This is a genomic window from Nibrella saemangeumensis, from assembly GCF_039541915.1.
Lineage (GTDB): Bacteria > Bacteroidota > Bacteroidia > Cytophagales > Spirosomataceae > Nibrella > Nibrella saemangeumensis.
This window is the reverse complement of sequence record NZ_BAABHD010000027.1, coordinates 78968-93892: the sequence shown is the minus strand read 5'-3', so window position 1 is coordinate 93892 and position 14925 is coordinate 78968. Positions and strand designations below refer to the sequence as shown.

Below are 14925 nucleotides of genomic sequence, written 5' to 3'. Positions count from 1 at the left end.
TCAAAATGCGCATCTGGACAGCCTGAAGCGTCTGCTGGCTCAAACCCGCCAGGACACCAGCCGGGTACTGATACTGGCTGAATTGGTCTATGGTTATCATATATATTCGACAGACTCCAGCTTGAAACTAGCTGAGCAAGCCCTTCAACTTGCCCGCAGGATACGTTTTGCTAAAGGAGTCGGGAGGGTTTTAAGAAACTATAGTGGTACATTAAGGGATCTTGGGAATCTACCTCAAGCCCTTGATTATGCCCTTAAAGCCCTCACCATCGCCCGCGATACTCGTGACTGGCAACTGGAAGTAGAATCACTGAATGTTATTGGAATAATTTATAGTGCTCTGAGTGAAAACCAGCAGGCGCTTAGTTACTTTGAGCAGTCGAGACAACTGTCTGAATATCATGGTGATACGTATGGGCTTATGAGAGAATACGGGAATATGGTTAGACCATTTCTCGCTCTGAATTTACCCGATTCGGCTCGTATCGTTCACCAAAAGGCAGACTGGCTGAGTAATCATTTTCCTAAATCAGTTGACAGGTTTACTTATTTGGTTGCCAGATCTAGTATACTGAGGAATTCTGGACGTCTTGAGACTTTTACAGGTAACAACAGCCGGGCTCTCCAGTTGTACAGACAGGCTTTGCAGATAACCTATGTCCTTAATGATAGGCGGAACCGCACAACTCTTCTACTGGCAATGGCTGAACTTTTCAATAAGCTTCACCGGGCCGATTCCAGCCTGTATTATGCCCATCTGGCGCTTATCAATAGTAAGCAGGCCAATAATTTAGTAACTCCGTCTATCACTTATTTTTTGGCCAGGCTCTATAAAGACAAAAACAATCTTGATAGCGCCTTTCATTATCTGGAAATAGCCAGAGCCTCCAGCGATAGTTTGTTCGGCCCCAGGAAAATTCAGCAACTCCAATTACTGGCTATCGCTGAAAAACAGCGTCAACAGGAGTTAATCCTAGCCCAAAAAGAGTACCAGAATCAGGTGCGATTTTACGCTGTACTGACCGGGCTGGGCGTTTTGGTCTTACTAGCTTTGATACTGTGGCGCAACAACCGTCAGAAACATAGGGCCAATGAACTTCTCCAGCAAAAGAACGGAGAGATTCAGCGCACTCTTATCGAACTCAAAACTACGCAAGCGCAACTCATCCAACGCGAGAAAATGGCCTCTTTAGGCGAACTGACGGCTGGTATCGCCCACGAAATTCAGAATCCATTGAACTTCGTCAACAACCTCTCGGAGGTAAGCACTGAGCTGGTCGGAGAACTGAAGGAGGAGGCAAAAGCTGGCCATATCGAAGATGTGTTAGAATTAGCCGACGATCTACAGGAAACCCTGGAAAAAGTGAACCACCACGGCAAGCGAGCCGACGGCATCGTAAAAGGTATGCTCCAGCACTCTAAAACGAGTAGTGGTACCAAAGAGCCTACCGATCTGAACGCCTTAGCTAATGAGTATTTACGGCTGGCCTACCAGAATCTAAAAGCCAAAGATGACAGCTTCACGGCTGATCTGCGGTTATCACTTGACCCTAATCTGGGGTTAATCAACGTGGCTCCTCAGGACATGGGGAGAGTGCTGCTTAACCTCTACAACAATGCTTTTTATGCCACGCAGGAGCAGGCCCGAAAGTCCATGGACGGCTTTCAGCCCCAGATTGAGGTGACTACCCATCGGGAGAATGGGCGGGTCGAATTGCGAGTGAAGGACAATGGCACGGGTATACCCTCGGAGATTCTCAATAAGATCTATCAGCCGTTTTTCACTACCAAACCCACCGGGCAGGGTACGGGACTGGGCTTGTCTCTCAGCTATGATATTGTCACCAAAGGGCATGGCGGAGAGATGATAGTGGATAGTCAGGAAAATACGTATACGGAGTTTGTTGTCACCTTACCTACCTCCAACGGATTATGAAACGGCTCCTGCTTTTGATCGTGTTATTTGGCCATATAGCTTTTGCCCAAACACCGCGCATTGACAGTTTACGACAGTTGCTTGCCCAAACCCGGACCGATACCGGTCAAGTTTGGGTGCTGGCCCAATTAGGAAATAGCTACCGGGTGGTGTCGCCCGATTCTGGACTATATTTTGCCCAACAGGCGCTCACACTGTCTCGTAAAATTGGCTTTGTAAAAGGCGAAGTTCGTGCTTTAACCAATTTGGGGCGCATCATTCAGGACCAGGGCAACCTGCCCAAAGCGTTGCAATACCAGTTTGATGCACTGAAATTGGCCCAGGAAAACAACCTGCCCGACGAGATGGATTGGCCCCTGAACCGGCTTGGGTCAATTAATAATGCGTTAGGAAATCACCAACAAGCTCGCCAATACTATTATCAGGCTCTCCGAATTTTTAGAGCGAAACGGAATGAACATGATATAGCGATTGCACAAAGCAACATCGCTTACAATTTTATCCAGCTAAATCAGCCAGATTCGGCTTTGGCTTATGCCGACTCGGCTTACCGGACTATAACTCGGCTTAGGTCTTCACAAACAACGGCACTTCAGCTGGTACTAAATGTGCTGGGACGGTGTTACGTCAAAAAAAAACAGTCTGATAAAGCGCTGTACTATTTCCGAAAGGGAATTCAAGCCTCGATCAGACAGCAAGACCACCGTAACAGTAGTCAGATTTACATAAACATAGCTTATCTATACCGACAGCATCACCAACCGGACTCCTGCTTTTACTACGCCCGGAAAGCGTTGGACGAAGCCAATGAGATTGGCTTCACTGAGGGCGTATTACACGCTAGTACGTTGCTTGCCGAGTACTTCCGGCAGCGTCGGAACTTTGAACAGGCCTTTGGGTATCAGCAAATGATGATCGGAGCCCAGGACAGTCTGTTCGGCAAGGCCAACGTTCATGCCGTTGAGCAAATAATAATCAATGAGCAAAACAGGCAACGCGAAATACAGGCTCAGGCAATGGCCTATCAAAACCGGATTGAACGATCTGCGTTTGCAGCCGGGTTAGCCGTAGTGCTGCTGGTTGCCTTTTTCCTCTATCGGAACAACCGGCAGAAACACCAGGCCAATAAACTCCTCGGTGAACAAAAGGCCAAAGTCGAACAAACTCTGACAACCCTCAAAGCCACTCAGGCCCAATTGATTCAACGCGAAAAGATGGCTTCACTCGGAGAACTAACTGCCGGTATCGCCCACGAGATTCAGAATCCTTTAAACTTCGTTAATAATCTCTCCGAAGTGAGTACAGAACTGGTGGAGGAACTGGAGGAGGAAATTAAAGCCGGCCATACCCAGGATGCGCTTGACCTGACGGGTGACCTGCGGGAAACCCTGGAAAAAGTGAATCACCACGGTAAGCGGGCCGACGGCATCGTCAAAGGCATGCTCCAGCACTCCAAAACGAGTAGAGGTACCAAAGAGCCTACCGATCTGAATGCCTTAGCGGATGAATATCTGCGCTTAGCTTACCAAAACCTGAGAGCTAAAGACGACAGCTTCACGGCCGACCTACGGTTAAATCTGGACTCTACTCTAGGACTAGTCAACATAACTCCGCAGGACATGGGCAGAGTGCTGCTCAACCTTTACAACAATGCTTTCTATGCGGTGCAGGAAAAGCAAAAGCTGACCCATAACGGCCGGGGCACGAATGCCTACAAGCCCCAAATTGAGGTGACGACCCATCGGGAGAATGGGCGGGTAGAATTGCAGGTGAAGGATAACGGCACAGGTATACCTGAGGAGATTGTCAATAAGATTTTCCAGCCTTTCTTCACCACTAAACCTACCGGGCAGGGTACCGGATTAGGTTTGTCGTTGAGCTATGACATTGTGACCAAAGGGCATGGGGGAGAGATGCGGGTTGACACACAGACCGGTGAATTTACCGAGTTTGTCATTGCCTTACCGGCCTAATAATCTCCCATACCATGGCCGGAGTCAGGCCGGCGACAGAGTAGCCCGTACCGGGTCGCCAGAGCGATGTAATTCCAGCTGTCGGATACCTTGGTATTAGCTCCCGGAATGTAATTCGGGATACTGCTCCTTTTTTTCTAAATTCCTGAACCCTGTCCCAAAAGTGATAGTAATTGTCTCAATATTAACCATCTTATTCCCAGGCGTTTATAATCTTCGTCATAGGCAAACCGCCTGTATGTCCTGCCTGAAAACAGGGCTGCATCACCATTCAAATTGGTTAGCTTATGAAACCTCTCCTCTTTTTTCTCCTCCTCAGCCAGCTATCACTGACTACGTTTGCGCAGCACCGGGTGCAGGGCTCCGTGAAAGACCCTACGGGCAAAGACCTGCCGTTTGTGAGTATCGCCCTGCTTCATGCAAAGGACTCTTCCCTGGCCAAAGGGGCTGTCACCACCGAACAGGGTAGCTATCGTTTTGAGAATGTGCCCAATGGCCGGTATGTGATTGCGGCTTCCTCGGTGGCTTACCAGAAGCAGAAGTCCGGTGTGTTCGACGTGGCCGCTGATGTGACCGTGCCCGCGCTGACGCTGACCGAAGCCTCCCGAACGCTGAACGAAGTGACGGTAAATGCCCAGAAACCTTTGTATGAGCAGCAGATCGACCGCATGGTCATCAATGTGCAGAGCAGCATTATGGCGGCCGGCAGCACGGCCCTCGATGTGCTCGAACGTTCGCCGGGCGTCACCGTCGACCGGTCGAACAAAGTCCTGTCCATGAATGGCAAGCAGGGCGTCATGGTCATGCTCAACGGGAAACTTTCCCGCATTCCGCTGACCAGTCTCATCCAGATGTTAGGCAGTATGAATGCCGGTAACATCGAGAAAATTGAACTGATTACCACCCCGCCCGCCCAGTACGACGCCGAAGGCAATGCCGGACTCATCAATATCGTAACGAAGCGCAGTCCGGATTTGGGAACGAACGGGTCGTGGTCGGCTAATTTTGGGTATGGACGCTGGGAGCGGGCCGGGATGTCGGGAAACATCAATCGCCGGACGGAGAAACTGAGCCTGTTTGCCGATTACTCCGGGCAGATGAACCACGTGATCCGGCTCTATGACTCCTACCGCCTGATTAGCCAACCGGTACCGGTACGGACCGACATAACGATCCGGCGCGACGAGCGCGACTGGATTCACAATGGGCAGGCCGGCCTGGAGTGGAATCTGAGCCGCCGTACGAGCTTCAGCAGCCTGCTTACCTTATACAATTTCCAATCGAACCAGTATTGTTCTAACACCGCCAGCGTCACACGGGAGGGACAACCATTTACCCAGACTTACATTGACGATGACGAACTGAACGATACCTGGGTTTATACCGGTAATGTGAACCTGCGGCATACCCTCAAAAAAGGAGAGATCAGCGCCGACATTGACTTCATCCGGTTTTTCAACAATAATCCCCACCGCTATCAGTTCGATACGGATTATTTGCAGGAAGGCAGAACGACCAGCGAACTGGTTCGCAATGAAAAGCGGACACCCATCCGGCTCTGGGTAGCAAAAGCCGATTACAGCCTAAACCTGAACGAAGCATTTAAACTAAGTCTGGGTGCAAAAAGTACGCTTGCCCATTTCGACAATAAGATCCGTTTTGAGAACCTGCGCGAGAATAGCTGGTTGATAGATTCCAGCCTGAGCCAGCACGTGCAAATGAACGAAACTATCTGGGCCGGGTATGTCAATCTGAACGGCAAGCTGACACCGAAGGACGTTGTGCAGGCCGGACTCCGGTATGAACACACCCAAACTGATCTGCGGACGATTGAAGGCACTCCTCTGGTTTACCGGAATTACGGCAACTGGTTTCCTACCGTGTACTGGATGCGTACGCTGAGCCCGTCGAGCAGTTTCCGACTGGCGTACAGCCAGCGTATCAGCCGGCCTTCGTTTGGTCAGTTGGCTCCTTTCCTGTACTTCGTTGACCCGACTACCTCCGGCGGTGGTAACGAACGACTGCTGCCCACGCTGGCGACAAATATTCAGGCCAGTTACCGATTTAAGAAAAACTACCAACTCACTGTCGAACACACCTGGTTTAATCACCCGATTTCGTATAACACGATTGTTATTCCGGCCGAGAACCGGCAAATAACCAGCCCGGAAAACCTGGATCAGGCCCGTAACCTATCGGTGAGCTTCAGTTTTCCGTTGGCGGTCACCAAGTGGTGGCAAATGCAGACGAGTCTGTTGAGCGTGCGGCAGGCTAACCAGTTTACGCAGGAGGGGATTACACGCCGGCAGCAGCAGATTTTTGGACGGTTAACGTCAACGCAGACGTTTATGCTGCCGAGTGGGTTCTCCGCCGAGGTGTCGGGCTTTTACCAGAGCCGGACGTTGATCGGCGTGATGGTCCGTCGTCCGTTTGGGGTGCTGAATCTGGGGGTCAAAAAGCAGTTGCCCAACCATAAAGGGTCCCTGCGCCTATCGGGTGAAGATGTCTTCTGGACCAACTACGCGGTGATCGACGTCAGCAATCCGGCCCAAGGGTACTCGGTTCATTCCGGAGGACGCGGTTATCATAACCGGCTGCTGCGGTTGACCTACACCCGGACCTTCGGCAATCAGAAAATAAAAGTAAACAGCAGCCGCGTCACCGGCTCCGACGACGAACGCCGGAGGGTAAACAACTAACGCGTTTATTCAGCGGTTGGCCATACTCAGCTTCAGGCAATTACAGGTGCAGACTCTCCTAAAAAAGTTCTGCACCTGTAATTGCCTATATTCAGTTGAAAATGTATACATTAGGTAACAGTAAGCTTTACGTAACGTACTCTACGGCTGTCGGTTAATTGACACAGGGATTGTCGCCGGACAGCATATTTCCCTGCCGATACTTCCTCTTTCCTTAACCCATTACCTGCCGGTGCTGCCTCTTTATGAAACGCCTGCCCATTTTCCTCTGTCTGTGGATATTTTCTGTATCCTTAGCTACGGCGCAAAATACCCAGATTGATAGCCTCAGACGTGTGCTGGCTCACACCCGGCAAGACACAGGTCGTGTTATGATCTTAGCGCGGTTATCCAGCGCATACACCATATACTCGGTCGATTCAAGCCTGCAAATAGCCCAGCGTGCCCTGACCCTGGCCCGCAGGATTGGCTTTAAAAAAGGGGAAGCCCGATCCCTGAACGCTGTGGGGTATGCGCTTCGTGAGCACGGGCGGCTACCTGAAGCTATGGAATATGCTTACAAAGCCCTCAATCTGACCACAGCCATCGGTGAGATAAGCGAGAAGGCTTCTGCCATCAATGGTATAGGTGTAGTGTATGTTAACCTGGGGGACGATCGTAATGCCCTTACCTATTATAAGCAGGCCTTAAAGCTGTTTGAAGACTTAGGCGAGAAGCGAAATATTGGCATACAACTCAACAACATGACGAGTGTGTATATCCGTCTGGGTTTGTTGGATTCGGCCCAGCTTACCAATCGAAGGGCTTACCCCTTGGTTAAAGACTTGCCCGAATCCGTTGTTAAGAGTTCGGTAATCAGAAATCGGGGACGCCTTAAAGCTCTGACCGGTAACCCGCAGTCAGCCTTACCGGATTACCGGCAGGCGCTTCGGCTTACCTATGAAGATAACAATCTCCGGAACCGGTCGCAGATTCAATATTTCCTGGCTGATCTGTTTTGGGGGCTTCATCAGCCGGATTCCTGTCTGTTGTATGGCCGGCAGGCGCTCCTCAACAGCCGCTTTGTGTACAAAACCAATATACCCCGAACGGCGCGATTAATGGCGTCAGTGTACAAATCGAGAAATAATTTCGACAGTGCTTATCATTATTTACAAATTGCCACTGCGGCCGGTGATAGTTTGTATGGCCCCGAAAAGTTTCAGAAGCTGCAACTGCTGACGCTCAGAGAGCAACACCGACAGCAGGTGTTATTGGCGGCTCAGGAGATATACCAAAATAAGGTAAGGCTTTATTCCTTACTGGTTGGACTGGCGGTAATTGGACTGATTGCACTTATTCTCTACCGCAGTAATAGGCAGAAGCAGAAAGCCAATCATCTCCTGCAGCGCCAGAAAGAAGAAATTCACCGTCAACGTGACAAGGCTGAAACGGCTCTGACAAACCTCAAAGCCACCCAAACTCAACTCATCCAGCGCGAGAAAATGGCCTCCCTCGGTGAGCTAACGGCCGGTATCGCCCACGAGATTCAGAATCCGCTGAACTTCGTCAACAATCTGTCCGAAGTCAGTACGGAACTGGTAGAGGAATTAGCGGAGGAAATTAAGGCCGGCCATACGGCTGACGCCCTTGATCTGACGGGTGATTTGAAGGAAACCTTACAAAAAGTTAGCCACCACGGCCAGCGGGCCGGGGCTATTGTGAGGGGAATGCTGCAACACTCGCAGGCCAGCAACGGCCAGAAAGAGCCTACTGACCTGAACGCCCTCGCTGACGAGTATTTACGGTTGGCCTACCAGAATCAGAGAGCCAAAGACCAGGACTTCACCGCCGAACTGAAACTAAACGTGGACCCTAATCTAGGAAAAGTTAACGTGGCTTCTCAGGACTTGGGCCGGGTCTTGCTCAACTTGTATAACAATGCCTTTTATGCCGTTCAGGAGAAAGCCAGGGCGGCTGCCAATGGCTATCAGCCCCAAATTGAGGTGAGTACGCATCGGGAGAATGGGGTGGTCGAACTGCGTGTGAAGGATAATGGCGCGGGTATTCCCCCGGAAATTCTCTCCAAAATCTATCAGCCATTCTTCACCACCAAGCCGACGGGACAGGGCACGGGCTTAGGCTTATCACTGAGCTATGACATTGTCACGAAAGGGCATGGGGGTGAGATGGCGGTGGAAAGTCAGGAAAATACGTATACAGAGTTTGTCATCACCTTGCCAGTTGCTAAACCCGCTTGATTTATGAAATCGCTTCTTTGGGCTATAGCCTTGCTTTATGAAACCGTTGCCAATGCACAAACCTACATGATGACGGTAGATAGTTTAAGGCATCAGTTGGCTGCTGCCGATCAGGATACTAGCCGGGTGCTGATCATGATAGCGCTATGTGATAGCTACCGTTCTACAGACTCTGCCCGCTATTTTGGTGAGCAAGCCCTGAGTCTGGCCCGTAAAATCAACTACCCGAAGGGTGAGATTCGCGCTATGAGCTATTTAGCTCGTGCTTATGCCGAATTAGGTAATCTCCCGAAAGGATTTCAAATGGCACTAAATTCTCTGCGGGTTGCTGAAGAGAATCAGATGGACCAGGAGTCGGCATTAACATTCAATCAGATAGGCAATCTGTATACTTATTTAAATGATTTTTCAAAGACGGTAAAATATTATAAGCTATCATTAGCTCTGTATGAAAAGTCTCATATTAAGGCAGGTATTTCTACCGAAAAAATGCAATTAGGCAGAGCTTTCGAAGAATTAAATCAGTTAGACTCAGCCTTATACTACGAAAATCAGGCCTTCAATGGAATGTTTGTCGAGAGTAAGGATAGCAACCAGGTTAACCCCTTAGTATACCGAAATTTAGCTCGTATTTACAGTAAGTTGGGTAATCATTCTACAGCTTTTAAGTATGCCTATAAATCACTCAGCATAGCACAAAAAAGAGGTTTTCACTTCGGTATAGCTTTTACATTAACCGATTTAGGCCTGTTCTATAAACGAATAAACCAGCCAGATTCTGGCATTTATTACGCTAAACTTGGTCTGACTGAAGGCCAACGGATTTCGAACAGACGAATTGTTATGGTAGCCAGCAAACTACTGTCGGAACTGTACGAGCCGAGGGATACGAAAGAAGCATTTCGGTATTACAAAATGGCAACTACCAACAAAGATAGCCTGTATGGTGCCGGCAACCTGCAGGCTATTCAGCAGATGTTTGTTCAGGATCATCAGCGTAAAAATGAGATTGAAGCGCAAAAGGTAGCTTACCGGAACCAGTTGCGGCAATACAGCTTGCTGGCAGTGCTGGGGTTATCGTTGTTCATTGGGTTTATTTTATATCGTAACTACAAGCAGCAGAAAAGAGTCAATGGCTTGCTTTCACGCCAGAAAGAAGAAATCAGCCGTCAGCGCGAGAAAGCCGAAACCGCTCTCACCGAACTGAAAGCTACTCAGGCCCAACTCATTCAAAGGGAAAAAATGGCTTCTTTGGGTGAACTCACCGCCGGTATCGCCCACGAAATTCAGAACCCGTTGAACTTCGTCAACAATCTCTCCGAAGTCAGCACGGAACTGGTGGAAGAACTGGAAGAAGAGGCCAAAGCCGGCCATACCGCCGATGTGCTGGAGTTAACAAATGATCTGAAGGAGACCTTACAAAAAGTTAGCCACCACGGCAAGCGGGCCGACAGCATCGTCAGAGGTATGTTGCAGCATTCTCGCGCCGGCAGCGGCCAGAAAGAGCCTACCGATCTGAATGCTTTAGCCGATGAGTACCTGCGGCTGGCGTATCAGAATCTCAAAGCCAAAGATCATAATTTTACCGCCGACCTGCGACTAAATCTGGACCCAACCTTGGGTAACGTCCATGTAGCTCCGCAGGATTTAGGCCGAGTACTGCTCAATCTGTACAATAACGCTTTCTATGCGGTGCAGGAAAAAGCCAGGGTAGTGTCCAATGGCTATCAGCCGCAGATTGAAGTGACGACTTACCGGGAGAATGGCCGGGTGGAACTGCGGGTGAAAGACAACGGCACGGGTATTCCGCCGGAAATCCTCAATAAAATTTATCAACCCTTTTTTACCACCAAACCCACGGGGCAGGGCACGGGCTTGGGCTTATCGCTGAGTTACGACATTGTGACGAAAGGGCATGGCGGGGAGATGACGGTGGAGAGTCAGGCCGGCGAGCAGACTATATTTAGTATAAAGCTGCCGCAATCAACGGTTTACGGCAGCTCCGGTCAGAATCTGCCGTAAACCGTTGACTTGGACTATCGGACTACCTTTTGGCCATCTCCGCTTCGGCCACCAGGGTGAGCAGCGCGGCCTGAATAGCTTTGTAAGCTCCGTTATCGTACCACCACTCGTTGAGGGCATGATTCCCGCCGGTGGTGCCGCCCTGCCCAATAGTAACCGCCGGAATCCCTTTGGCGATGGGGGTGTTGCCGTTGGTAGAGCCGCGTCCGGTCTTGGGTGTTACCCCGAAATAGGCTACCGCAGCCATCGACCGCTGAATTAACGGGAGGGTTTCGGGTAATTCGCCGGATGGCCGCTCGCCGATTCGCTGATACTCGACCGTAAGGGCCGGCCCCGACCGGCGCATCTGGTTATGCTCAGTCAAGGCTTGCTGAACAGATTGTTTTAAGAGAGAATCGATCAGGGCCAGGTTCTCCGGAATCTCGGAGCGCATATCCACTTCCATCCACGATTCGAAAGGAATGGAGTTGACCGATGTACCTCCGCCGATGCGGCCCACATTGAAGCTGGTGCGAGCCCCGGTTCGGGTGAATTTATCGGCCGCTTTCGAGAAATAATGGATAGCCGAACCCAGGGCGTGTTGTGGATTGGCCAACCCGAAAGCGCCCCACGAGTGCCCACCGGGGCCTTTGACCGTAATGCGGTATCGGTTGGAACCAAGTCCCATGTTGCTGACGCGCCCCATATCACCCGCTTCAATCGAAATCCAGGAATCGATCTTTCGGCTCTGGTCGCTGAACAGGTATTTTACACCCCGCAGGTCGCCCAGGCCTTCTTCGCCAACTGAGCCAATAAACAACACATCGGCCTGTGTTTCGATACCGGCGTTTTCCAGCGCCCGCAACACGGCCACAACCGCTACCAGCCCCCGCGTGTCATCGCCAATGCCCGGTGCATATAGGGTATCGCCTTTCTGTTTGACGGTTACGTCGGTCTCCTTCGGGAATACCGTATCTAGGTGAGCATCCAGCGCCACGGTGCGTTTGCCCGGTTTGCCTTTGCGCAGGGCAAGTACATTGCCCACTTTGTCGGTCCAGACCGAGTCGGCACCGGCTTCTTTGAGCATGGCCGCAAAACGGGCACCGCGCTTGTCTTCCATGAACGGGGGAGCCGGAATTTCGGTGAGCATAATCAGCTCGTCACGGTTCTGCTTTTGCTGGGCGGCAATGAACTGAAACGCCTTCTGAATGGATTTGTCTTTTGCCAGTTGGTCGATTTCTTTGGTGTACCGGGCATCTACGTTGCCGGCTTTGCCCGGTTCCAGCTCCTGAGCATTGGTATTAGGAGCGTATAAAATGAAACAGGTCAGTAGTCCGGTAACCCATGCGGTGGTTGAAATTCTCATTAAACAGTTACAGTATTAGTTGATGGTAGTGATTTTCGGATCTCAAGATACTGATTTTTAGCATGAGGCTATCGCCAGATCAATAACCTCACCGCGTCAGTCGGTAAATAAACAGGCGGTCCGCTGGGTCAGAAGCAGACATTCTTTGGGGTTAATGGCCTCTTCGATGCTGTGCGCTCTCCTGCCTAACTGCGTCTAATGGCCGGAACGGGCTTTGACCGTAAGTGCCCATCCACTTGTGCCCTGCCAGGTGGCTACCAGATGGCCCACCCGGTTGAGCGCGTCGGACATCGACACCCACTCGGTTTTGAATCCGAGTTTATCCAGTTCAGCCGCCATCAGTTTGTCGACCTGCCAAACACCTTCGAGGTTGAGGGTGCCGCTGTTGATGTTGACGACCTTTCAAAGAAGGTCAGGGTATAGCGGGTAGCCACTTCAAACAAACAGGCATCGACACACTAATTTCTTTCCCGGTCGGAGTAAGTTTGCCCGTATAGTGGTCGCGCTTAAAAAGGGTGATGTTGTCTGTATCCTGATTAGCTACCAGCACATAGTTGCCTGTGGGATCAATGGTGAAATTGCGTGGTGTTTTGCCGTTGACAGATTGATGACCCACATAGGTTAACTGTCCGGTTTCAGAGTCGATGCTATAGATAACCAGGCTCTCGTGTCCTCGATTGGAGCCATACAGAAAGCGTCCGTCGGGCGAAATATGGATGTCGGCGCTGGTATTAAGCCCCGTGTAATCGTCAGGCAACGTTTTTACGGTCTGAAAAGGAGTTAGTTCACCTGGCTTATATCGAAAACCCGTGATAAGACCTCCCATTTCCTGAATTACATACGCATATCGGCCGTTCGGATGGAAGTCGAAGTGACGCGGACCGGAGCTGGGTTCCACCGTCGTAAAGGGTGGGCTGCCGGGAGTTAGTTGCCCGGTCTGATCATTTAGCAGGTACGTCATAATCTTGTCCGTTCCCAGATCGGGTACAAACAAATCCCGGTTATTGGGAGCCAGATTGACCGAATGGACGTGCGGTTCCCGTTGCCGTTCGGGGTGAAGGCTACTCCCCGTATGCTGAATCGTTTGCACGGCTTTTCCCAACCGGCCATCTTGCTGAATGGGCAGGCAGCTCAGGCTCCCCGCAGTGTAATTCCCAACCAGCAGCCATTTCCCTGTTTTATCAACCATGAGGTGGGTTGGGCCTAAACCACCGGACGACTCGACGTTGAGCAACGTTAATTGGCCCGATTGCCGGTCAATCGAAAACGAGCGAACCGATTCGCCGGACTTGCCCTCGGCCGCATACAGAAACTGCTGATTAGGGCTAATAGCCAGAAACGATGGATTTTTAATGCCTTTGGCTACACCGGCCGGGGCAAAGTCGCCGATCTGCGGATTGAACCGATACACGTATATGCCCTCGCTGGTTCTCAGCGTATAGGTGCCGACGTATAAATGGTATTCCGTAGTACTCTTTGATTCGCGCTTCGACAGTGATTGGGCCGAAACGGTGTAGCTGAGCAGAACAAAGAGGAAAAGTTTTTTCATGAGGTATACAGTGGCATGGTTGGGGGTTGCTTTATAGGTGCTTCAAAACTGTTTTAGCTTTGCCTGAAAAATAAGGTTCAGCAAATGACCCATTTCGGAACGGTTTACGCCTTTAGGAATATCGGCGGCAGCCATTTGAGCGGCATGGTCGGGATAATCAACGTTAGTGCAATAGACCACAACCAGGTCACGGTCAGGGAGGATCACAATGAATTTACCACCAGCCCCCCAGGCACTATAACTCCCGTCTTTCAGCGTTACACCGGGAAAGTGCTTACCATTCTGGGCTACCCACCACAGATATCCATACCCACCGCTTTCACCCGCATCCGAATAGGGTTGGGTACTTTCCAGAATCCAGTCTGCGGGAATAATTTGTAGGTTCAGCCATTTCCCCTTTCGCAAGTAGAGATAGCCAAAACGAGCGAGGTCGCGCACGGTCATCCGAAAATGATAGGCTGGATGAATAGATTCGTCGCCTGGAGAATAATAAAAATCATCTATAGTAAAATCCTGCATTTGTAGTGGTCTGGCAATCTGTTCAAGAAATGCAACTGGGATTTTGGTGTGGGTTTGCTGCTCAAAAAGGGTGCCCAATGCGTTGAAGTCCCAGTTATTATAATACCAGAATGTGCCAGGTAAATGACTCCCCCGCCCGGGTCTTGTGGCCTGCATTGAAGGCGTATTACCGACCGAGTTATGATAGATACCCGACCGTGCCTGTAGCAGCATCCGGATGGTCGCCTGCTTTTCGGTTGGACTTAGTGAAGGCGCATTGTCGTCGATGCCCAACTGGTCGAGGGTGTTATTCAAGTCGATGCGGCCGGCCCTGACGTGAATCCCGTACAACGCACTCAGCAGGCTTTTACGGACCGAAGCAATTTTACTCCGGTAATCGGTATCACCACAGTCCATAACAACCCGTCCACCGTCGACGACCATCAGTCCACCCGGTCCCAGGGATTGCGCATAGGCAGCCGCGTCCTGTAGTTTCTGGTCCGACCAGCCCAGTGCTTTGTTATCGGCTTTTTGCCAACTGTTTCCGGGGTAGGTATTCGTAGGTTGAGATTGAGCGATGGCTGGCGGTTGAAGCATGAAAATGCTGATACACGTCAGAATGAGGGTAGTCGGTCGCATGATGGTAAATGCTTGAAATGGGCA

The 14925-nt window shown here is 50.6% G+C and carries 9 protein-coding genes and 2 pseudogenes; 7 read left to right on the top strand and 4 right to left on the bottom strand.

Going from position 1 to position 14925, the window contains the following annotated elements:
- Positions 1–82 precede the first annotated feature (82 nt).
- The 7 genes and pseudogenes from ABD949_RS30800 to ABD949_RS12135 form a co-directional block, all read left to right on the top strand.
- A pseudogene (locus ABD949_RS30800) lies at positions 83–379 on the top strand (tetratricopeptide repeat protein); the annotation flags it as partial.
- Positions 380–700: 321 nt separating this feature from the next.
- Positions 701–1936, top strand: a complete 1236-nt coding sequence (locus tag ABD949_RS12155) for a sensor histidine kinase (RefSeq protein ID WP_345243805.1) — start codon at positions 701–703, stop codon at positions 1934–1936.
- Positions 1933–3909 (top strand): tetratricopeptide repeat-containing sensor histidine kinase, encoded by a 1977-nt coding sequence (locus ABD949_RS12150; RefSeq protein WP_345243802.1) that lies wholly within the window; start codon positions 1933–1935, stop codon positions 3907–3909. The genes ABD949_RS12155 and ABD949_RS12150 overlap by 4 nt, the downstream gene beginning before the upstream one ends.
- 287 nt (positions 3910–4196) lie before the next feature.
- Positions 4197–6608, top strand: a complete 2412-nt coding sequence (locus tag ABD949_RS12145; RefSeq protein ID WP_345243800.1) for a TonB-dependent receptor domain-containing protein — start codon at positions 4197–4199, stop codon at positions 6606–6608.
- 371 nt (positions 6609–6979) lie between these two features.
- Positions 6980–8848 carry a tetratricopeptide repeat-containing sensor histidine kinase gene (locus ABD949_RS12140; protein WP_345243798.1) on the top strand — a complete coding sequence of 623 codons (1869 nt, stop codon included), beginning with the start codon at positions 6980–6982 and terminating at the stop codon, positions 8846–8848.
- A gap of 3 nt (positions 8849–8851) precedes the next feature.
- Positions 8852–9538 (top strand): annotated as a pseudogene (locus ABD949_RS30795) (hypothetical protein); the annotation flags it as partial.
- 153 nt (positions 9539–9691) lie between these two features.
- Positions 9692–10870 (top strand): sensor histidine kinase, encoded by a 1179-nt coding sequence (locus ABD949_RS12135; RefSeq protein ID WP_345243796.1) that lies wholly within the window; start codon positions 9692–9694, stop codon positions 10868–10870.
- A gap of 22 nt (positions 10871–10892) precedes the next feature.
- Here ABD949_RS12135 and ABD949_RS12130 read toward each other — a convergent pair whose 3' ends face one another.
- The 4 genes from ABD949_RS12130 to ABD949_RS12115 all read right to left on the bottom strand — a co-directional run bounded on the left by ABD949_RS12130 (position 10893) and on the right by ABD949_RS12115 (position 14901).
- Positions 10893–12215: a M20/M25/M40 family metallo-hydrolase gene (locus ABD949_RS12130; RefSeq protein WP_345243795.1), complete on the bottom strand. Its 1323-nt coding sequence runs from the start codon at positions 12213–12215 to the stop codon at positions 10893–10895.
- Between the two features lie 195 nt (positions 12216–12410).
- Positions 12411–12554 carry a hypothetical protein gene (locus ABD949_RS12125; protein WP_345243794.1) on the bottom strand — a complete coding sequence of 48 codons (144 nt, stop codon included), beginning with the start codon at positions 12552–12554 and terminating at the stop codon, positions 12411–12413.
- Positions 12555–12627: 73 nt separating this feature from the next.
- Positions 12628–13764, bottom strand: a complete 1137-nt coding sequence (locus tag ABD949_RS12120; protein WP_345243792.1) for a lactonase family protein — start codon at positions 13762–13764, stop codon at positions 12628–12630.
- Between the two features lie 42 nt (positions 13765–13806).
- Positions 13807–14901, bottom strand: a complete 1095-nt coding sequence (locus ABD949_RS12115; protein WP_345243791.1) for a serine hydrolase domain-containing protein — start codon at positions 14899–14901, stop codon at positions 13807–13809.
- Positions 14902–14925 lie beyond the last annotated feature (24 nt).

Bases quoted from the DNA above. Each gene is read 5' to 3' on its own strand.
- ABD949_RS12155 (WP_345243805.1), top strand. From the start codon at position 701: ATGGCTGAACTTTTCAATAAGCTTCACCGGGCCGATTCCAGCCTGTAT.
- ABD949_RS12150 (WP_345243802.1), top strand. From the start codon at position 1,933: ATGAAACGGCTCCTGCTTTTGATCGTGTTATTTGGCCATATAGCTTTT.
- ABD949_RS12145 (WP_345243800.1), top strand. From the start codon at position 4,197: ATGAAACCTCTCCTCTTTTTTCTCCTCCTCAGCCAGCTATCACTGACT.
- ABD949_RS12140 (WP_345243798.1), top strand. From the start codon at position 6,980: ATGATCTTAGCGCGGTTATCCAGCGCATACACCATATACTCGGTCGAT.
- ABD949_RS12135 (WP_345243796.1), top strand. From the start codon at position 9,692: ATGGTAGCCAGCAAACTACTGTCGGAACTGTACGAGCCGAGGGATACG.
- ABD949_RS12130 (WP_345243795.1), bottom strand. From the start codon at position 12,215: ATGAGAATTTCAACCACCGCATGGGTTACCGGACTACTGACCTGTTTC.
- ABD949_RS12125 (WP_345243794.1), bottom strand. From the start codon at position 12,554: ATGGCGGCTGAACTGGATAAACTCGGATTCAAAACCGAGTGGGTGTCG.
- ABD949_RS12120 (WP_345243792.1), bottom strand. From the start codon at position 13,764: ATGAAAAAACTTTTCCTCTTTGTTCTGCTCAGCTACACCGTTTCGGCC.
- ABD949_RS12115 (WP_345243791.1), bottom strand. From the start codon at position 14,901: ATGCGACCGACTACCCTCATTCTGACGTGTATCAGCATTTTCATGCTT.